Source organism: Primorskyibacter sp. S87, assembly GCF_049801055.1.
Taxonomy (GTDB): Bacteria; Pseudomonadota; Alphaproteobacteria; order Rhodobacterales; family Rhodobacteraceae; genus JBNAGF01.
Genome location: NZ_JBNAGF010000013.1, coordinates 1 through 18,803 on the forward strand (window position 1 = coordinate 1; position 18,803 = coordinate 18,803).

The 18,803-nt window shown below is 63.0% G+C and carries 21 protein-coding genes; 4 read left to right on the plus strand and 17 right to left on the minus strand.

Going from position 1 to position 18,803, the window contains the following annotated elements:
* A partial coding sequence (locus ACP15U_RS18270) for a relaxase/mobilization nuclease domain-containing protein (RefSeq protein ID WP_425046599.1) occupies nucleotides 1-2,149 on the plus strand: 2,149 nt, incomplete at its 5' end.
* A gap of 8 nt (nucleotides 2,150-2,157) precedes the next feature.
* Nucleotides 2,158-4,173, plus strand: coding sequence for a type IV secretory system conjugative DNA transfer family protein (locus tag ACP15U_RS18275; protein WP_204115152.1), 2,016 nt, complete (start codon nucleotides 2,158-2,160; stop codon nucleotides 4,171-4,173).
* A 70-nt stretch (nucleotides 4,174-4,243) separates the two neighbouring features.
* Here ACP15U_RS18275 and ACP15U_RS18280 read toward each other — a convergent pair whose 3' ends face one another.
* The 16 genes from ACP15U_RS18280 to ACP15U_RS18355 all read right to left on the minus strand — a co-directional run bounded on the left by ACP15U_RS18280 (nucleotide 4,244) and on the right by ACP15U_RS18355 (nucleotide 16,981).
* The gene (locus ACP15U_RS18280; RefSeq protein WP_048534205.1) at nucleotides 4,244-4,807 is read right to left on the minus strand and encodes a hypothetical protein; all 564 of its coding nucleotides are present in this window, start codon (nucleotides 4,805-4,807) and stop codon (nucleotides 4,244-4,246) included.
* Between the two features lie 575 nt (nucleotides 4,808-5,382).
* Nucleotides 5,383-6,462 carry a type IV secretion system protein gene (locus tag ACP15U_RS18285; protein ID WP_028093950.1) on the minus strand — a complete coding sequence of 360 codons (1,080 nt, stop codon included), beginning with the start codon at nucleotides 6,460-6,462 and terminating at the stop codon, nucleotides 5,383-5,385.
* Between the two features lie 6 nt (nucleotides 6,463-6,468).
* Nucleotides 6,469-6,867, minus strand: coding sequence for a hypothetical protein (locus ACP15U_RS18290; protein ID WP_028093949.1), 399 nt, complete (start codon nucleotides 6,865-6,867; stop codon nucleotides 6,469-6,471).
* Nucleotides 6,864-7,058, minus strand: coding sequence for a hypothetical protein (locus tag ACP15U_RS18295; protein ID WP_425046600.1), 195 nt, complete (start codon nucleotides 7,056-7,058; stop codon nucleotides 6,864-6,866). Before ACP15U_RS18295 ends, ACP15U_RS18290 begins: the two co-directional genes overlap by 4 nt.
* Complete coding sequence (locus tag ACP15U_RS18300; protein WP_028093947.1) at nucleotides 7,045-8,043, minus strand: ATPase, T2SS/T4P/T4SS family; 999 nt, start codon at nucleotides 8,041-8,043, stop codon at nucleotides 7,045-7,047. The genes ACP15U_RS18295 and ACP15U_RS18300 overlap by 14 nt, the downstream gene beginning before the upstream one ends.
* 1 nt (nucleotide 8,044) lies before the next feature.
* Nucleotides 8,045-9,427 (minus strand): TrbI/VirB10 family protein, encoded by a 1,383-nt coding sequence (locus tag ACP15U_RS18305; RefSeq protein WP_028093946.1) that lies wholly within the window; start codon nucleotides 9,425-9,427, stop codon nucleotides 8,045-8,047.
* Nucleotides 9,424-10,092 (minus strand): TrbG/VirB9 family P-type conjugative transfer protein, encoded by a 669-nt coding sequence (locus ACP15U_RS18310; RefSeq protein ID WP_035366665.1) that lies wholly within the window; start codon nucleotides 10,090-10,092, stop codon nucleotides 9,424-9,426. Before ACP15U_RS18310 ends, ACP15U_RS18305 begins: the two co-directional genes overlap by 4 nt.
* Nucleotides 10,093-10,215: 123 nt before the next feature.
* Nucleotides 10,216-10,872, minus strand: a complete 657-nt coding sequence (locus ACP15U_RS18315) for a virB8 family protein (protein ID WP_121066915.1) — start codon at nucleotides 10,870-10,872, stop codon at nucleotides 10,216-10,218.
* Nucleotides 10,873-10,882: 10 nt separating this feature from the next.
* Complete coding sequence (locus ACP15U_RS18320) at nucleotides 10,883-11,710, minus strand: type IV secretion system protein (protein ID WP_229861760.1); 828 nt, start codon at nucleotides 11,708-11,710, stop codon at nucleotides 10,883-10,885.
* On the minus strand, nucleotides 11,710-12,843 hold the full coding sequence (locus tag ACP15U_RS18325; protein WP_407682148.1) for a lytic transglycosylase domain-containing protein: 1,134 nt from the start codon (nucleotides 12,841-12,843) through the stop codon (nucleotides 11,710-11,712). The genes ACP15U_RS18320 and ACP15U_RS18325 overlap by 1 nt, the downstream gene beginning before the upstream one ends.
* 10 nt (nucleotides 12,844-12,853) lie before the next feature.
* Nucleotides 12,854-13,021 (minus strand): hypothetical protein, encoded by a 168-nt coding sequence (locus tag ACP15U_RS18330; protein ID WP_185959040.1) that lies wholly within the window; start codon nucleotides 13,019-13,021, stop codon nucleotides 12,854-12,856.
* The gene (locus ACP15U_RS18335; RefSeq protein ID WP_043753576.1) at nucleotides 13,018-15,393 is read right to left on the minus strand and encodes a type IV secretion system protein B4; all 2,376 of its coding nucleotides are present in this window, start codon (nucleotides 15,391-15,393) and stop codon (nucleotides 13,018-13,020) included. Before ACP15U_RS18335 ends, ACP15U_RS18330 begins: the two co-directional genes overlap by 4 nt.
* Nucleotides 15,383-15,661 carry a type IV secretion system protein VirB3 gene (locus ACP15U_RS18340; protein ID WP_028093940.1) on the minus strand — a complete coding sequence of 93 codons (279 nt, stop codon included), beginning with the start codon at nucleotides 15,659-15,661 and terminating at the stop codon, nucleotides 15,383-15,385. Before ACP15U_RS18340 ends, ACP15U_RS18335 begins: the two co-directional genes overlap by 11 nt.
* 12 nt (nucleotides 15,662-15,673) lie before the next feature.
* Nucleotides 15,674-15,964 (minus strand): TrbC/VirB2 family protein, encoded by a 291-nt coding sequence (locus tag ACP15U_RS18345; RefSeq protein ID WP_009803468.1) that lies wholly within the window; start codon nucleotides 15,962-15,964, stop codon nucleotides 15,674-15,676.
* Nucleotides 15,961-16,581 carry a lytic transglycosylase domain-containing protein gene (locus ACP15U_RS18350; protein WP_028093939.1) on the minus strand — a complete coding sequence of 207 codons (621 nt, stop codon included), beginning with the start codon at nucleotides 16,579-16,581 and terminating at the stop codon, nucleotides 15,961-15,963. The genes ACP15U_RS18345 and ACP15U_RS18350 overlap by 4 nt, the downstream gene beginning before the upstream one ends.
* A gap of 43 nt (nucleotides 16,582-16,624) precedes the next feature.
* On the minus strand, nucleotides 16,625-16,981 hold the full coding sequence (locus ACP15U_RS18355) for a hypothetical protein (RefSeq protein ID WP_028093938.1): 357 nt from the start codon (nucleotides 16,979-16,981) through the stop codon (nucleotides 16,625-16,627).
* A 201-nt stretch (nucleotides 16,982-17,182) separates the two neighbouring features.
* Between ACP15U_RS18355 and ACP15U_RS18360 the strand changes: the two genes are divergently transcribed.
* Together ACP15U_RS18360 and ACP15U_RS18365 are read left to right on the plus strand one after the other, a co-directional pair.
* Nucleotides 17,183-17,446: a hypothetical protein gene (locus tag ACP15U_RS18360; RefSeq protein ID WP_202076281.1), complete on the plus strand. Its 264-nt coding sequence runs from the start codon at nucleotides 17,183-17,185 to the stop codon at nucleotides 17,444-17,446.
* A 156-nt stretch (nucleotides 17,447-17,602) separates the two neighbouring features.
* Nucleotides 17,603-17,860: a helix-turn-helix domain-containing protein gene (locus ACP15U_RS18365; RefSeq protein ID WP_043753586.1), complete on the plus strand. Its 258-nt coding sequence runs from the start codon at nucleotides 17,603-17,605 to the stop codon at nucleotides 17,858-17,860.
* Between the two features lie 140 nt (nucleotides 17,861-18,000).
* Here the strand turns inward: ACP15U_RS18365 and ACP15U_RS18370 are convergent, their stop codons facing one another.
* A complete protein-coding gene (locus tag ACP15U_RS18370) occupies nucleotides 18,001-18,747 on the minus strand; it encodes a hypothetical protein (RefSeq protein WP_088626515.1) in 747 nt (248 codons plus the stop codon).
* Nucleotides 18,748-18,803: the final 56 nt, after the last annotated feature.

An 18,803-nucleotide genomic window follows, 5' to 3' on the forward strand; every position in this document is an offset into this window, starting at 1 on the left:
ATCGCAGCTGATGAACCAGCTCGATTACCTGACGACGAAGTCCTCGCATCTCGTGGACAGCAGCGGCTTCCTGGACGGGAAGACGAAGCTCGAGGCATCCGAGATCAAGGACCTGACGGAGCGGTTCGCCAAGCGCTGGAGCGCGGGGTTCAAGCCCAAGCTCGGGCAGACGACGCATATGCTCATGTCCTACCCGATCGGCACCCGGGGCGAGGACGTGCGCGACATCACCGCCAATGTCGCGGAGCGGTTCTTTCAGTCCGACGAGGGGCATTTCGACTACATCATCGCAGTGCATGAGGATCGCGATCATCCCCACGCGCATATAGTATTGAACCGCCGGTCCCAGGAGGGCGAGTTCTTCTTCCTGGGTCGCGATCACAGGTTCAACTATGACGACTTCCGCCTCGCCATGGTCGAGGAGGCCGAGAAATTCGGCGTGCGTCTGGAGGCCACGCGGCGGCTCGACCGAGGTGTCGTGCACTACCCGCCGCGCACCCGCGAGGTCTATGCGGCCAAGGTTGAGGGGCGGGCCGCGGAACCACGGCCACGGGTCGGGGCAGACTTGGATCGCGCTCTCGAAGAGATCGCCAATACACGGATCATCTATCACTCGCTCGCAGCCGAGGCCTCCGCGGACAACCGCGAAGATATCGCCGATGCCCTGTTCCGGTCCGGAGAACTGCTGGCGAAGGGCGGCAAACTCACATCGGAAGGAGGGGTCTACATGGCTGAGGAGCAATCGTTCGACGACCTGAGGACCCGCTATGCCGATCAGGTCGCGCGCGTGCAGGGCATGATTGATGCGAAGCCGGAGGCCGAACGGCCGAGGCTCGAGCGCAGCCTCAACGAGATCCAGTCGCGGCTCGCGCATATGCAGCCCTTGGGGCTGCGCTCCGTGACACTGACCGAGAAGCCGTCCGACGGCGGGATCTATTCCGAGACCAATATCGATGCGGCCCGGCTCGACCGGTTGCGCGACCCCGAGGTGCGGGCGCATGTCGACACCGCGCTGCGCGGAACCGGGATCAGTTCGTCCGTGGTGGTCGCGCGGATGGAGACGGGCGCGCAGAACGCGGCGCTCGAGCGGCAATGGATCGCTGACGATCTGGCGCGGGTGGCCGAGAGGGACGGTCTCAACCTCGAGCGCCGCGCGGATCTGGAGACGGCGCGCGAGACCCTCAACCGGGCCCATGTCCAGCTCGGCGTCGCGCTGGAGCGGGCAGGGGTCTTGCGTGAGGACGGTGTCGTGGAAGATCGCACCGTGACGGAGAGGGTCCATTATCATCGGGACGCCACTGAGGACATGGAGCGCGCCATCCGCCAGGACATGCGTTCGGAAGGTCTGACCGAAGACCAGATCGAGGCGCGGGAGTCGGAGATCGTCTCCCGCGCGGAGCGGCGTATCGAAGAAGAGCAACGCAGGTACCTCGATGCGCATCCGGAACTCCTCGCGCGCCCCGGTGACGTGATCGACCGGTCCGTACCCTACCGGGAGCACATCACCGACGAGGATCGGGCCCGCGAGATCACCCGCGAAGTCGACCGGATCATGGAGGGTCGCGACGCGCGGACCCCCGTTGCGGAGGCCGTCACGGACGCGTTCCGCGCGCGCTATCCCGACATGCCGTCGCATCTTGCCCGCGGGCTTGGCGCGACCTATGCGGCCGTCACCGAACTGCGTGACACCGAGGCCATCGACCAGGTTCGCCGCGAAAACGAATTGCAGGAGGTGGCGCTCGACCTGCGCGACGGGCGGCTTTCGGACGTGCGCGAGGGGGACGCTGTCGAGGGCGCGCCGATTGCCGATCCGGACATCCGGCGGGTCGTCGACCATGAACGGGCCGGCAATCTGCATGGGCCGTTCCAGGATGACGGTCAGCGACTGGCCTATCGCGCCGCGGTCGAGCGCGAGCTGGACGCGGCGCAGATCGACCGGCTGCGGGACGGTGATGTCGACGTGCTGAAGACCCAGATCGAAGACCGTCTCGACCGGCTCTACGCCGCCAAGACCTACCTGCAGACGGATCCGGCCACCGCCAACAGCGAGGCGACCCGCGCCGTGGTCGAGGAGATCGCCGACCGCGAGTTCGAAATCCACCGCGCCGATCTTGTCGATGGTGAGACCGAGCGCGGGGAGACCCACTGATGGGAGGGATGGGGAAAGGCCGCCTCGCCCTCGGCGTGGTGCTGGTCACACTCGTCGCCATCGCGATCGGCTACGTCATCGCCTCGGCTGTCGTGACGTTCCGGGACCTGGGTTTCCAGGCCGAGATCGATTTCTTCTACATCGCGCAGAACTACCGGGCGATCGGTGCCGCCCGCCCCGATGATTTTCGCCTGATCAACCTGATCATGGGCGGGGCCGGGCTGGCGGGCCTCATGATGAGCCTGGCGATGTCGGGCTCGGCCCTCACCCGCTTCGGCTACACCCATTGGCAGACCCGCCGCGAGATGAAGCGGAACGGCTTCTTCGGCGCGCCCGGCACAGGTTTCGTGATCGGCAAGTTGGGCAAGCCCGGTTCCCGCGCGCCCTTTCTCTGCTCCCGGACCTTCCCACACGCGCTCATCGTGGCACCGACCGGGCGCGGCAAGACCACCGGCTTCGTCATCCCGAACCTGCTGACCTGGCAGGGATCGGCGGTCGTGCTGGACGTGAAGGGCGAATGCTTCGAGGCCTCGGCCCGCCACCGGGCGGCACAGGGCGACGAGGTGTTCCGGTTCGCGCCCACGGATTGGGAGGACCGGCGCACCCATCGCTACAATCCGCTCCTGCGCATCTACGAGTTCAAAGACCCGGCCCGCCAGCAGATGGAGCTGCAGCTCCTGGCCACGCTCTTCCTTCAGAACGACAACGACCGCGTGCAGGGCCTCCTGAAGGGCGGGATCGATCTCTTCGTCGCGGCCGGGCTACTCGCGTTCCAACGCCGCAGGCCGACGCTCGGGGAGATCTACCGCATCGCCGCCTCGGGCGGGCAGAAGCAGAAGGAGTATCTCGCGCGCGCCCATGAGGTCCAGAACGCCGCGGCGCGGCTGATATTCACGCGGCTGGCCTCGACCAACAACGACACGCTGACCTCCTATGTCTCGCTCCTGATGACCTCGGGCCTCGATCAGTGGCAGAACCCGGCGATCGACGATGCGACGGCGGTATCGGATTTTGACTTCCGGACGATCCGCAAGACACCCTTCAGCGTCTATCTCGTCGTGCAGCCCCTCATGGTGAAACCGCTGGCGCCGTTGATCCGACTGTTCTTCTCTGATCTTCTCTCCGCCCTGCAGGACAAGGAACCGGGCGCCGACGAGCCCTGGCCGGTCATGATCATGCTCGACGAGTTCAACCGGCTCGGAAAGATGCCGATCGTGGCCGAGAGCATCGAAGTGCTGCGCGCCTATCGCGGGCATCTCGCGGTGGTCACCCAGACCATCCCGGCCATCGACGAGATCTACGGCGAGAACACGCGGCGGGCGCTGCAGGGCAATGCAGGCATCAAGCTCTACCTCACGCCCTCGGACGAAAAGACCGTCGAGGAGTTGAGCAAGGCCGTGGGCAAGACCACCAAGACCGTGGTCACCCGTTCCCGCGCGGTCGGGAAGAACCCGTTCGAGGGTCGCAGCCAGTCTGAGCGGACGGAAGAAGTCGCGCTCCTGCCGGAAGACGAGGCGCGACGTCTGCCGCTTGATGAGATCGTGGTGGTCGTGGACGCGCAGATGCCGGTCCGGGCGAAGCGGGTCGTTTACTACGAGGATCCGTTCTTCAAGGGTATCCACTCGGCGCAGGAGGGGGATCTGCCGTTTCCGAAGGGGCCGGTCCCTCCGATGGGGGAATTGCCCCTGAGTGTCCGGGCGATGCCTTCAGCTCCGCGTGGGTCTGGTCTCACGGAACGCGATTTCGAGGCCAGGATGGGACTTACGAAAACCGAAGGAAATGCACCCATTGAGCCCGGCCCGGCTCAAGCGCTTCGGTGCGGTCGTGCCGCAGTCCTCGCGGACGATCAGCGGCAGTTCGAGATGGAGTTCGGGCGGCAGGCAGATCTCGAGGTGGAGGCTGCGACAGAAGACGACGTAGTCCGGGTGCAGGACGCCGTGAGTGATCTGGAGCGGCTGGAGGCGGAGATGTCCGGTTCGGAAGCAAAAGTCAGCGAGGCGGGCGAGAAATTCGGGCTTGGCTAAGCCGCCATGCGGGCGACACGAAAGCATGCCGCGATGGCGCCTTGTGCCCGCGCCCCGGAATCGACCATTGTCACGGGTGAAGAAAACCAGGATCGTCGCGCTCTGGTCGAGGGGCTCGCTCAATCGTCGCAGGGTCGATCTCACGCATCGTCAACTGGGCGTTCACCCTGCGGGCCGCGGGGCCCGCACGAAACCACTTCGCGGCGGAAGCCAGGTTAAAGCGCGGACGACGCTGCCCCTTCGCCGGCTTTGAGGCCTCCATCAGAACCTCGATCATTTCATCGATGCGGTAGAGGCCACCGGCAACGGGGAGGGGCATCTTGCGCTGCTGGAGCGCCTGTCGCTTCACCTCGAGCTTCTCGGCGACATCCGCGAGAGACACCAGGTCGGGACGGACCTCGCGCAGGACAGTGCCCTGCGGCAACGCCTTGATCAGCGCCCGCGCCGCTTCAAGGATCGCGCTCTCGGCCTCATCCCCTTCAAGTTCCAGTTCTACACCTAGGAGACCGGCGTGACCGGTGCCCACGAGCGCATCTTCAAAACCCGCCTCGAAGACCGCGTCAGAGAGCGCAAACGCATCGTGCTCTCCGTCGGGGAGCGCAAAGACCAGTTCGAATTCGAATTCTTCAGCCATCGGCATTACCTTCGTCGTTCTTCTGAAGCTTCACGCAGGCCAGAGCCTTCTGTCGGATCCTTTTCGCGAACTGCTGTGGATTCTTCGGGGTCGACCAGACAGACATCTGACAAAACTCGCAACAGCGGCAATCCTTATCGTTGGCCGGGCATCGGAGGATCCCCCACGCGTGCCCCTTGCCCTCAATAAGGTCCCATCCCAGCTCTTCGAGCTCCTGGATGACGGCCTCGATTTCCTTTGATGTGTGCTTCTTCCTTGGCACCTTAGATACTCCACTCTCTTAAATTGTCAAGTGACAAGTTAAAAATTCAACGAGAACATCGCGGCAATTTACTGCCCGCTACCGGCAATTTCCCAAAGGAAGCTTGCCGTCGAATGCTTTGATGTAAGAAGGGGATACAGGATAGACGTCCCAGACAGCAACACCGGCGCCGATGCCGTTCCACTTCACCCGGACATGGCATGATGGTGCCAAGGTAAATCCGTTCAGGCAGTTTGCCGCGAGCTCTGCTGAAGGCAAAGGTATAGGCTCGCAAAGAACATGTTCCCGCTGGTGAAGCCTTTGACGGTCAATGCTACCTTCGGCCCAGCCTGCTTAGGCGGGCCAACTGTGCCAGCATTCGCGCGCCTGAGCTGCCCGAACCAGTGTCAGGGTTCGTCGGAACGGTTTGGCTAACACCCGGCCTCTGCGGCATTGTCTGCACCCCGAAGAACTGCCGCGCACGCAGCGCAGCATATTCAGCGCCAGTCGCTCCTCCAATGAGATACCGATTATAAGCCTGCTGACTGCCGCCAAGCGCCCGACCGAACCCGTATGTACCGCCAAGGCCTGCTGATAGTGCTGGCATCATGATGTTCCCCGAGATCGCGCGGACAATGAACGGCGTCGCGATGATGAACCCCTTGGCCATGAGCACCATCATGAAAAATGGGATGAGGGCCCCGATGTTGGACGCGCCCTCAGGGTCGCCGAGCTCGCCGATCAATGCCGAACTGACGCCGGTGATTGTCGCGAAAACGCCTGCAACGACGATCGGATAGAGCGCGAAGGAGATCAGCGCCGAGAGCCAGCGCGCGAAATAGTCCTTGGTCACCTCGAAGAGGGTGAGGAAGATCATCACCGGCGCGATGCCTATCAGGAGTGCGATCATCAGCCGGGATGCCACGAGAATGAATGCGGCGAGCCCGCCCAGGATCGAGAGCAGGAGTACGCCAAGAACGTCAAGCAACGCCCCGGCCATCCAGTTCAGTTCAGAACCGGCCGCATTCAGGTATTCACCCAGTTCGGCGATCAGCCGGTCGAATTCCTCGGCGAAGGTCCCCGACGGTCCGGGCGTGCCGCCGCCGACCGAGGCGACAAGCGATCCGGCGATGCTGTCGATGCCGTTTAGGACAGCGGAGGAGAAGGCGTTAAACTGCACCCAATTTGTCGCGAAGACCCCTATGAGGCCGACTTTCACCGCGAGCCAGAACGCAGTGCGTCCATCCATGGAGCGGTACTGGTAGATCATGTTGACGCAGACCAGAATGACCACAAGCGTCGTTCCGAGAACCAGCATCGTGCCGACTGTCGCCGCCACCGCGCCGAACTGCGTCTCTGCGGCAGAATCCAGGTAGCCCTGGGAGGTCTCGACGAAGTAGGTGACGACGCTCATAATCTGCTACCAGTTGCCCTCGGCTTCGCAGATTGCCATCGCGTCAGGTCTCAACGCGTTGGCGCGCCGGTTGTAAGTGTCCGAGGCCTCCAGCATTTCCCATCGTTCGGCTGTGTTGAAACGCTCCCGAAACTCCGTTTCCGCCGCTTCCCAGGACGGGAAGCGTGTGTCGCAGGTGCAGGATCCGGTTTCGACGATACGTTCAAGGTTCTGAGCACGGTAAATGTCTTGCACCAGGACACGTCTGTAAGCCTCTCGCACGGTGATGTTCTGCATCCACTCAGGCTCAGCGGGCCGATCGATGCAGACATCCGACGTGCTGTCGAGAGAGGGGACGAAGTCGCGTTCGGCGGCAGCCGGAAACCCCACAACGGTGATCGAGATGCAAAGCAAGGCGTTTCTCATTTCGCGCCAGCTCCTTCGGCAATCTCGCGCTTCAGAAACGCGGTGTGGCCAAGATGCGCGAACTCTGACGAGCTGACCGATACGACTTCCCAGCCTTCTTTCCCACGTGCGTTCAGATCGTCCTGCATCGCGATCAGGCTGGTTTTCTTGTCCATCGGATAGGTGATGATCTGGTGTTCAAACCGCTTCATGGGTCATGCCTCCGCTGAGATCGGTTCCGGGGAGATAGAATTCGGTGATGCCGCGTTGGCCGTCCTCGCGGCCCGCCTGGATGATCACGTCGATCGAGCTTTCGATGTATTGGACCATGTCCTGGTAGGTCATCGGGATCTCGGTCTTGAGCGCGGCGATGGCGAGACGCTGGACGGCGAGCTGCGGGGTTTCGGCATGGAGGGTTGTCATCGAACCGCCATGGCCGGTATTGATCGCCTCGAGGAAGGTCATGGCCTCCTTGCCGCGCACCTCTCCGAGGATGATCCGGTCGGGCCTCATGCGCAGCGTCGCGGTTAGAAGCACGTCGGCGGATTGGAACTCCGCATCGCGGTTGGCGATCAGGGTCACCGCGTTCGGCTGAGCGGGGAGAAGCTCTGCGGCTTCCTCGATGGTGACGATCCGTTCCTCATCGGGAACGTAGGAGAGGATTTTTCGAGCCGCGACTGTCTTACCGGTCGAGGTGCCGCCGGAGACGATCATGTTGAGCTTGTTCTCGACGCAGAAGCGGATGGCCGCGTAGATGTCACCGGCGGCAACGACCTCGCGCAGCGCGCGGTTTTTCTCCTGGCGCAGTTCCTCGAGCTTGCGCTCTTCGCCATAGAGGAAACGAAGCTCGATATGGTCCAGCGGTAGGCTCGAGAAGAACCGGAGCGAGATCGACATGCCCGAGAGCACCGCGGGCGGGGTTACGACTTGGGCACGGATGGGGCGGCCCCGATAGGTGATCGAGACCGAGACGATGGGCTTGTCCTTGCTCATAGTCGTGTTGGCTGAGGAGGCGATCTGGTTGCCGAGATCGCGCACCTCCGTGACCGTCAGACGCTGATCCAGTGCCCGCATGAAGTGATCCCCCTGGAACTCACCCCAGCAAGAGCCATCCGGGTTGATGCATATCTCGATCACGTCATCGCGGGCGGCGTCCTTCAGCTTATCGAGCGAGGTCTGGAGGTAGGAGAGCGTCATCTCAGAAAATCTCCAGATCCCGGTCGACCATGACGGTGACGCGTGCGCCCTGGTCGACGTAGATGACGGGACCGATGGAGAGATATTCACCGATCACACTGTCGGTGGCGTTGGCCAGGTCGTCGCCCACATCTTCAAGTACGTCCGCGGTGGTCTCATCCTCGACCTGGGCGGCGGCCACACTCGGGGCGGCGGAGATAATCGAAATCAGTGCGGCAGAGCCGAAACGCTCGTCGAAGCGCGTGTCCACGAAACCGGTGACGCCCGAGCGCCCGAGTTCGTCGCCGCCGAAGGAACTGATCTGAACGGTCTGGTTGTTGGGCAGGATGATCCGGTCCCAGGCGATGGTGACCCGGCGCTGCGCGATCTCGATGCCGGAACGAAAGCGTCCGATGAGGCGCGAGCCGCGCGGGATCAGGAGCCGTGAGCCGTCATAGCTGAAGACGTCTTCTGAGATGATGGCACGGGTCTGCCCAGGGAGCGAGCTGTCGAGTGCGGTCTCCATCACGGCCTGGATCATCGTGCCCTGGATGACGGTGTTCGAGGGATTTGCGATGACTTCGGCTTGTGTGATGGCGCTCGGCAACGCGCCGTTCAGCACGAAGTCTGTCACCTCGCCGAAGGTGCGCTCGGTAAGTTCTGTCTCGCCCGCATTGGCGCCGCCCGTTCCGCCGAAGGCGATGACGGGGGAGGAAATCCGCCGTTCCTGGAAGGCACGCTCCTCCTCGGCCCGGCGTTGCAGTTCGGCCAGCCGTCGCGCCTCTTCCTCGCGCCGCAGCCTCTCTTCTTCGCGGGCGCGCAACTCTTCGTCGGTGGGTCCGAGCGGGGCGGGCGTCGGCTTGTTGGCCTCCAACCGCGCGAGGTCCAGGTCCATACGCAGCTGTTGCAGCTCTCGATCTCGTGCGGCGAGTTCGGCCTGGAATTGTTCCTGAGCATTCTCGGAGGCGTCCTGTAGGTCGGCGATCCGTGCGGTCAGCGCATCGATCGCCTCGGCGGCCGCGCTGTCCGCCCCGGCGTCGGAGTCCGGCGCATCGCGCAGTTCTTCGATCTGGGCCTGGAGCGCGGCGATCTGCGCCAGAAGTTCGGCGTTGGGTTCTGGTTCGACGAGAACGATCTCGGGTTCCGGGGCGGGTGGTGGCACGAAGAGTTCGATCTCTCCGAACCCGTCACCCTCGGTTTGGAACTCGTCCGGGGTGGCCGTCGGCAGGGCGACCTCTTCCCCAGGGCCCGAGAATAGCAAGAGGACCAAGCCGCCCGCAAGGATGAGCCCTGCGAGGAGGAGGGCGAGGAGCGGCGAGCGGCGTTTCGGAGCGGGTCCGAGGCGCGGGTTGCCCCGTTCAAGCGCAGCGAGGCGCTGTTCGAGATCCGGGTTGTTGTCACTCATGAGGCGGCCTCCGCGGGCGGCGTCGCCTCGATACAGACCACGTCCTCGCCCAGACGCAGCACCCATTGGCGCCCCACGCCCGAGACACGGATCACACCGTCTTCGACCGGGCCTGTGTTCACCGTGCGCTCGCGCCCGTTCGTGTACCGGAAGATCGCCGGGACGGGTGCGTTCCGCGGGAAGGCGAAATAGGTGAAGGTGCCGTCGTCCCAGACCCGGGTCGGCGTGAACTCCGTCCGTGCGCTGGCCGCGTAATTGGTGTTCGGTGCGGCGCGCGCGATGGCGTTGGAAGGGCGGCGATTGTCCTCGGGGTAGCGAAACTGCACGACATAGAAGGTCGGGCTCGAGACCTCGTTCACATTAAAATAATAGCTCCGTCTGTTGGTGTAGACGGTCACGTTGGTATGGACGCCGCGGGCAACGGGTTTAATAGCAAAGGCCCGCCCGCCGGGCACACCGTCGATCTCGAAGCCTTCCGTGTCGCCGGCGATGATTGAGCGGATGCTCTCGCCTGTCCCGAACTCGATGGTCGTGACATGGGTCAGGGAAACGTTCAGCCTGTAGACCTGGCCTTCCTGGTAGGATGCGACCCGGACGCGGTGGTCGTTGGGTCCCCCGCGCGGGATCGCCTCGGCTGACGCGTAGGACGCAAACAGTGAGACCATCAAAAAGGTCGCGAGGAACGCCTTGGCGTGTCCGGCGTGTTTCGCATTGCAAAAAGCCTGGCGCCTCTCGCGCTTTTGGGACGCTGGCAAGGCGTTCCCTGATTTCTTGTTCCGGAAGCGCACTTACTGGTTCTCCAATCTGTCCGAGCGGATCGCGTATTCGACGACCGTGAAGCCAAACGGGTTGGTCCAGACCTGGTCGATGGAGCGGCTCTCTTCGGGGCGGAACTCGAAGAGGAGCGTCGCGGTGAAGAGGCCCGCTTGGACCCCCTGGATCGAGGTCAGGCGCTTGCGAAGCCGCACCGTGGCCCGGTTGTTGCCGATCAGGTTGATGCTGAGAATCTCGACATCGAGCCGTGCATTTGGCCCGTAGACTGACGGCGGATACTCTGCATTGGCCGAGTTCCAGATCTGGCGCAGTGAGGCCCCTGCTGCACGGTCCGAACGGCGCAACACGCTGCGGATGCGCACGTCATTGTCGAGCTGGTTGTAGACCTCGCGGTCCGTCACGTAGCGGAAGACCTCCGCCTCGATAATGGCGCGGTTCTCGGTGACGGTGGTGGCCCCGACGGTGGCTTCGGGGAGGGCGAAGCCGGTGGCGGGATCGTAAGGCACAACAACTGGGGGCGGATCGACATCGAGGATGGCCACGGCGGCCGCGCTGAGGCAGCCCAGGATGCCAAAGCCGAGGCCGATGAGTCCCAGGCGCTGCCAGAGCCGTTCCCGTCTCAGTGCGCCGTAGACCAGTTCCTCCTCGATGATGGCGGTTTCTTCGTCCAACAATCAGTCCTCAATCCGCGCTCAGTTCCGGAAGCGTGAACTCCATGAAGCGTTGTTCTTCGGCGATGGTGGCGGCATCGATCACGCCGCCGGTGCCATCTCCTACGGTCTGGATCGCTTCGAGCTGCCACATGGCGACGAGCGCGATGGCGAGCTCTGCCGTCACCCGCGTGTTGAGATCGACGCTCTCCTTGAGCTCATCCATGTCGTCGATGAGCCCGACGAGCCGGTCGACACGTTCGAGCGACTGCCCGGCATCCTCATAGCTGTTCTGGGCCGCGGCCGAGACCAGCGCGCCGGTCGTGGCCTGTGTCGCCACGCGCACGGCCCCGGGATTGCCGCTGCGGGCCATTTCCGAGAGCGTGTCCTCGTCGAAGCCGAGATCGGCCAGCACCCGGTCCATCTGGGTTTCGATCTCGACGGCGCCGGATCCGGTGAGCCCGGAAAAATCCCCCGTCTTGATGGCTTGAATCGTGGCGATGATGTCGCCGAACTCCTGGTCCAGGAGACCGTTTAGTTCGTCTTCCATCTGTGTCCGGATGATCTCGGGCAACTCTGCGAGACGCGTTAACGCCTCATACGTTCGTTGTAGCTCGGCGAGCTGCTCCGTGAGCGTGGCAAGCTGTTCGCGGAGCTGCACGAGTTGCTCGTTTTGCAGGATCTCGTCCTCGATCATCTGCCGGAGCTGCTGGATGTTTTGGGCGATGTTCTGGGTGTCCACGACCGGCACGCCCTGGGCCAGGGCGGGGGCACTGGTCACGAAAGGCGAGCAAAGCGCCAAGACGCTGGCCAGGGTCAACGCGCGAAATGGTGCTGAAATGAACATTCTGCGGGCCATCAATCCAGATCCTCCAATGTGAACTCCATGAATTCGTTCTCGACCATGCGGGCCGCGGCCTGGGCCAATTGGGCCGCACTGAGCGGTTGGGTCCGTGCGGCTTTCAGGCGAATGCGCGCGGCCATCAGCCGGACCAGTTCGGCGCGGGCATAGGTGTTGAGCGCCATGCTCTCCTGGATGTCCTGGGTCGCGCCGATCATGGTGACGATGTCCTGGACGCGCAGGGCGGCCTGCCGGATGGCGGCGGGGGAATTGCTGCCGTAGAAGGCGGCGCCGAACCCGCTGAACGAGAGATTGGCGTTGGTGAGAAGCGCGGGGTCGATCGTGCCGAGCGCTTCGATGCCGCCGATCCGCGCGAGGTAGAGATTGTAGCGTTCGGGGATGACCCTGATGTAGTGCTGGGTCTCCTTGAAGGGCGGTACACCGCCATATTCGAACACACGGCCAGGCCCGGCGTTATAGGCCGCGAGCGCGTTGACGACGTTGCCGTCGAAGGTGGTGAGCTGGGCCGCGAGGTAGCGCGCGCCGCCCTCGACCTGCAGGTAGGGGCTGTCATAATATTCCGGGTTGATCCCGAGATCGCTTGCGGTGCCCGGCATGATTTGGGTGAGGCCGAAAGCGCCCACGGGCGAGCGTGCGCCGATGGAGAAGCGGCTCTCCTGCCAGATGAGCGCCTGCAGGAGGGCGCGCCATTGCACGACGGAAAGACCGGCCCGCCCGACCCCGGGCCGCCCGTGGGTCTCCTGGGCGACCCGGATGATCAGCTGCTCGATGTTTTCTGCCGCATCCCCGAACATACCCGCGCCGCCGGGGTTGGGATCGACATCGCCGGAGCCGTAGACCGCCGCTGCGGATCGGTCCGGATCGCCGCCGCCGCCCTCGAAGTCTGCGACCATACCCGGCAGCCCCTGGCCGCCGAAGCTCGTCTGCGCGTCGAGGATGGCGCGCAGCGTGGCGAGCTGTTCCCGTTCGATCTCGGTCAGCAACTCTTCGACGGTGAGTTTCTCACGCTGGACGGCGAGGTCAGCGTCCCGGTCGCCCGTCTCGACGATATCGCGGGCCGTCAGCCCGGAATCGTTGGTGGGAACGCCCTGGCCGAGCGCGGCTGCCGGCAGGAGAGCCGCAAGGAGGATATGTGCGACCCTAGGCCTCAACGCTGTCGTCCGGGTTTCCGATGGGTGTGAAAATGCAATCCGGCTCGGCGCGGTCGAGCGAGGCGCGGAAAGCGAAACAGTTGGCCTTGGGTTCGCGATATTCGGCGCAGGAAGAGAGAACGCCGAGCGCGGCGAGGAGGATAAGGGGTCGGATCATGAGAGCCTCCAGAAATCAGGACGGTCGCGGTAGTCGGGGCCGACGAGGGCCTCGCCCTTTTCCATGCCGCCGAGGATGGTGAGGAGGGGGCCGAGGGCGGAGAGGTCGGCATCGACCACCACCGAGCCACCGTCGTCACGGATGAGCGCGAGGCGGCTGTCGCTGCCGGTGTTCAGGAGCACGTCGAGTTCCTTCTCGAAGAGGTTCAGCATCGCGTAATCCGAGGCGTGCGCCCGGATGTTGGGGAGCAGGATCTGGGTTGGCACCGCCTCGACGATGGTCTTGCCGGTCCGCGTGCGTTCGAGCTGGCTCGCATATTGCGTCATCATCACCGCGACCGTGTTCTGTTTCCGGGCGGTCACCAGCCAGTTCGAGAGCCGTTCGGCAAAGTATGGGTTGTCGAGCGCCTTCCATGCCTCGTCGATCACGATGATGGTGGGACGCCGGTCCTCGATCTCTCGCTCAATCCGGCGGAAAAGATAGGAGAGCACCGCCATGCGCTCCTTCTCGCTTTCGCTGTCGAGAATGCCGGTCAGGTCGAACCCCACGACGTCGCCATCAAGCGAGAAAGTGTCCTCCAGGCTTTGGCCGAAAATCCAGCCGTATCGCCCATCCTCGGTCCATTCGAGAAGCCGCTGGTGAAGATCGCCATTGTCGTCGGTCGAGACAAAGAGCGAGGCGAAGTCCTTCCAGTTCCGCAAGGCCGGGTTGGTGGCTGTGGAGTTCTGGCGGACCACCTCCTTGATGCGGTTCGTTTGCGCCGGGGTCAGGGGCTTGTCGGAGCGGTAGAGCAAGGAGGCGAGCCAATCCGAAAGCCAGGCCGTGCCGCGCTCATCGATCTCGGTCCAGAGCGGGTTGAGGCCGGTCGCCTGTCCCGCCTTGATCGAGGCGTAGCGCCCGCCATTGGCGCGGACGGCCATTTCCATCCCGAGCCGGTAGTCGAAAACGAAGATGCGCGCGCCGACCCGCCGGGCTTGCGTCATGAGGAAGGCCGAGAGGACGGACTTGCCGGAACCGGGGCGGCCTAGAATGAGGGTGTGGCCGCTGGTGGGCTCCGTCTCGGGGCTGCCCTGCTCGTGGTAGGAGAACCGGTAGGCGCTCTGCTCCGGGGTCGGGAAGAGTGTAATCTCCTGGCCCCAGGGAAGCTGGTGTTTTTCCTTGCCGAGTTGCGTCCGGTGAAGTGCTGCGAAGTCCGCAAAGTTGCGGTTGGTGACGGCACTGGCGCGGACCCGTTTTGGCTGGTTGCCCGGATGCTGGCTGAAGTAGTGAGATTTCGCGGCCATCCGCTCGCCGATCATCTTCACGCCCTCGGCGGCCGCGGCGTTCACGATCTCGGCTCCGAGGGACTGCAACTCGTCAAGACTGTCACTGAAGACCGTCACGACCATGTGGTGCTCACCGAAGCTTTGGCGTTTGGCCTCAAGATCGTCGTGCGCGATGTCGAGCGCCTCGAGGAGCGAAAGAGCGGCATCCTGAGAGGCCTGCATTTGACGCTTCTGGCGTTTGATCCGGCCCGCCATCAGGTTTGAATTGATCGGCGTGAAGGAATGCGTGACGATCATGTCGACCGGCAGGTTCAGCATGTCGAACATCGTGCAGGTCGTTCCTTCGGCATATTCGCCGATGGTGAAGCTCTTGCCGAAGCGATGGCCGACAACGCCATTGGAAAGCTCGAAGTGATCTTCGAGAAACGTCACGCGAGTGTTGGCAATGTTGTAAGCCAGAAACCCGTAGCGGTTGGCGGGGTAAAGCGGCAACTCGCGGCCCGTGTTGAGCGCGCCGAGGAATCCAACCAACTCGCCAGAAGCTGCTGAAAGGATGCGGGGCTTGAGTTCCGCCAGGCCGGAGGTGAAGACCCCGACCGCCTCGTTGAGGCGCCTGATCCGTTTCGCGGTCTCCGCCTTAAAGCGTTCCGGTGCGGAACGGTTCACGAAACCAAGAAAACTACTGGGCGTCGGGCGGTGGATGATTGTGAGTGTGAGGGTCTTGTCCCGGAGACCTGCCGAGGCCAGCTTTGCGCGCCAGGCATCATCCACGGCGTGAGCGAAGCCGTCCCCCTTGACCGGGAGCAGGTCCGGCGTGATCGACTTCGAGACCTTGTGCACGTAGTAGCTGAACTCGGGGCCCAGCTGCGCGATGATCCGGGCAAAGAGCGCCGTCACCTTGTCGAGATAGGCGTCGTCCGTGGTGTAGCTGTTCACCCCGCTCAGGCGGATGCATTGGAAGAGTTCGTTGACCCGGGTGCGGACTGTCTGATCATCGACGAGGCTGACATAGGGCAGCATGTGCGCGAGGCGTTTCTCGCGGGCATACCAGGCCGGCATGAGGGTGCGTTCATCGACGGTCTCGTCCAGGGCTTCACTATGGCGCATAGCTATCGCCCCCGTGGATGGACCGGTTCCGCGTCGGCGGCGTCTCCTGCATCGCCGTCATCATCACGTCGATGAAACGCGGATCCCAGTCAGCCGCTTTCCAGAGAACCGGATAGAGCACCGCCGTGATGCCCAGGACAACCAGGTGCTGCACCCAGACGAAGAGCAGCACAGAGCCGAAGAGCCAGACCATGGCATACATGATCGGCAGGCCGAGGAGCTTGGGCGGGCGTACGAGGCCCAGAAAGAGCGGCGATCGTTCGGCCACGTTCGCCTCCTCTCACGACCCGAAGACGGCGGCAACGATGGTCGGCGCGGCCGCAACACCCGCGATGCCCACCAGCACCCAGAGGGCTTGGCGCAGATCGATGATGTTGAAGAACCAGCTGAGGAACACGCCGAGGACCGCGAGGGTGGCGATGACGACTCCAAGCGGTCCGGTCAGCGCGTCCACGATGCCCTGAAGCAAGCTCTGAATCGGTGAGAGGTCGATGCTCTGGGCCAGGGCCGGTTCTGCCGCAACGATGAGGAGAGCGGCAAGGGTGATCAGGGATTTCGTCAATGGCTTCATGGGGACGCTCCTTCCAGCCGGTTGAAGACGGCCAGCACCCGCTGGACGTGGTTTTGGGTTTCTCGAAACGGTGGAATGCCGGAATGCTCGCGCACGGCGTCGGGTCCGGCATTGTAGGCGGCGAGCGCGAGTCGCGCGTCGCCAAACTCGGCCAACATCAGGGCGAGGTAACGCGCGGAGCCGTCGAGGTTCTGTTTCCAATCATGGGGGTCGACGGCAAGAGCGCGGGCTGTATCGGGCATCAACTGCCCGAGCCCGACCGCCCCGACATGGGAGACGGCGTGCGGATTGTACGCACTCTCGATCTCGATATTGGCGCGATAGAGGTGGAGCCAGTCCGTGACGGTGATATCGGCTGCACGGAGCCCAGGGTGGCTCGCATAGCGCAGTCCGGTCTCCTCGATCGCGGCGAGGATATCCGGGCGTGGTGTGAGCGCGCGAGGGATCATCGCCGCGACGCGCACCCCTTCACGTCGCTCAGTGCGGCGCTCCTCGCCCAAGATGCGCAAACCGTCCGAAGCCGAGCCAACGCCAACCCCGTCATTGTAGTTGCGCGCGAACCGCTCCTGGGCGCGCGACGGCGAAAGAGAACCGTCCCCCGCCATCACCAGGACCATGTCTGCCGATGCCGGGAGGCCCAGGTAGGAAAGGAAAAGGGCGCTAAGCCCGGCTGGCAGCCATCTCTTCGCTGGAGAGTTTGTGAACCGTCCGCTTGCCCTCTTCCAGAGGCACGTCGGCGTGCGAGAAACCGATCCCTTGCAGGAAGGAGATGACCCCGGTGACGGTCTTGATCTCGCGGATCTTGATGTCGTTGCGCGAGGTTCGGGTCCGGGCCGTGACCAGAAGTTTCTCGATCCCATCGTCGCTGACAGCGCGCATGATCCAGACCCCATGCCAGTTGGGGCCTTTCTTGAAGGCGTCTTCCTTGCAGACAACTTCGACGCGATAGCCGCTGGCGACCAGATCGCGGAATCTGGGTTCGGTGACCACATTCGGGGCTTCTTTTTCTAGGTCCATCACCCGGATCACGTTCTCCAATAGGGCGAATGACCAGGCTTCAGGTGTTGAAGTCCAGGCATACGATGATATAGTATTGGCGCACAAGATAAACTTTTGATGCGACAAGCGGATTGTTGCTCAATTGACGAATAGACGGTTCCCATGCATTTGATCAAGAAAATAAGGGGCTTGGACGCCTTCAGGTTGTGCGTGTCGATCATGGCACAAGCTATACTTCTGGTCGCGTGCCTGGCAGGCGAAGTCTCCGCCGCGTCCTGTTTGCCGCCGCCCAGGCCGTTCGTGCCAAGCGATTCTCAAGCCGCGCGGGACTATGTCGATCTCATCCGCAGCGACTTTGAGATCTACATGCGGGACATCCAGAGCTACTTTCGGTGCCTTGAGGTTGAGCGCGCGCGGGCGTTCGAAGAGGCGCGCGAGGTGAGCCAGGACTACGGACGCTTCCTGGAATTGATGGACGAGTGAATTGGCCGCGACCTTTTCGAAGGGCCGCCGTCTTGTGAAATCTGGCCGTATCGGCGGCGTGCAGTTCGGAGTCTCTATCATCATGTAAACGCCCACTATCCACTTTTTAGATAATCTATAAAGTAGATTAGCCCTGTCACAAGAGGTTTGTGACACGTGGCGAAAACGATCAGGAGTTCGGGACATGAGGCACTTCGCGACGCTTTGATTGCGGCGCGGAAGGCGGCTGGCTTAACGCAGGCCGAGCTCGCTTTACGTCTCAGATGCCACCAGTCCTTCGTCGCTCGTCTGGAGAGCGGAGAGCGTAGGGTCGACGTAGTTGAGTTGATCGTACTCGCGCGTGCTCTGCAGATCGATGCGGTTACGCTACTGGCAGCGGCCGAGGCGGCGACGGAACTCGATCACCGGATTTAAGACGAGGCGAAGGGCTGTCGCCTCGGATGGTATGACGAAATCAAGCCTCGGTGGGACCGAAGGGCAATGATAACAGCGGATTGTTATGGGACGCTGCGATCCACGGTCTCAAATGCAGGTTTGGTGCAGAGGACAACGTCTTAGTAGTTCACCTGCTCGAACCCGTAATTGCCCTCATAGTCTCGCCAGTCGACGAACACCGAGCGGTGATAGATGGAGGGGCAATGATCGCCCCAACGTTCCAAGCCGACATGCGCCTCGGGCAACGCGGCGACGGACGAACGAGACCAGTAAAAATCGCCCTGGATTCCATAGGAACCGAGAAGGACTGTTTCGAAACGGCTGCAATCGCTGTCGCGGGATTCGTGTTGGCGCGCATACCGAACATCGAAGACACGGATCGAGCGGATGAAGTTGAACTCCGGTCCACTGATGTCGATGTCGGCTCGGTCCTGGATCAGATGTAACGCAAACCCGTCAGGGTGAGGTAGTGGCTCGACGCCTTTCGACCGCACGACGGCAGGCAAGAGGGCGCCAGCTTTTTCGGGGTCAGATTCCGCGAGGTTCTGGGGCAGGGTAGAAGCGTTGGAGAAGAGGATGTCAATGACACGCCGAGTGCGACCGGGGTCGTCTACAGGTTCGAAGGAGGCCCCCATGGGGCAACGCCAGATCTGGAGGGGAGGCTCGACAGGCCATGGCGTGATCCGTCGTATGAACTCTGCACGTGCCCGCGAACAGGGCTCTGATGCCGGCCAGCCGCCGGAGAGGCAGAGCAGGATGGCGCAATCGATCGGGTAGGTCTGCGCCGACGCGCTGTTTCCACCTCCGCTCAGCGAGGCCGTTCCCGCGACGACAGCGAGAAAAAAATTACGAAGGAAATTGCGCATATCCAAGAGCTCGATTGACTGTGATGCAGAATCTGAGGATTACGATAATATACTAT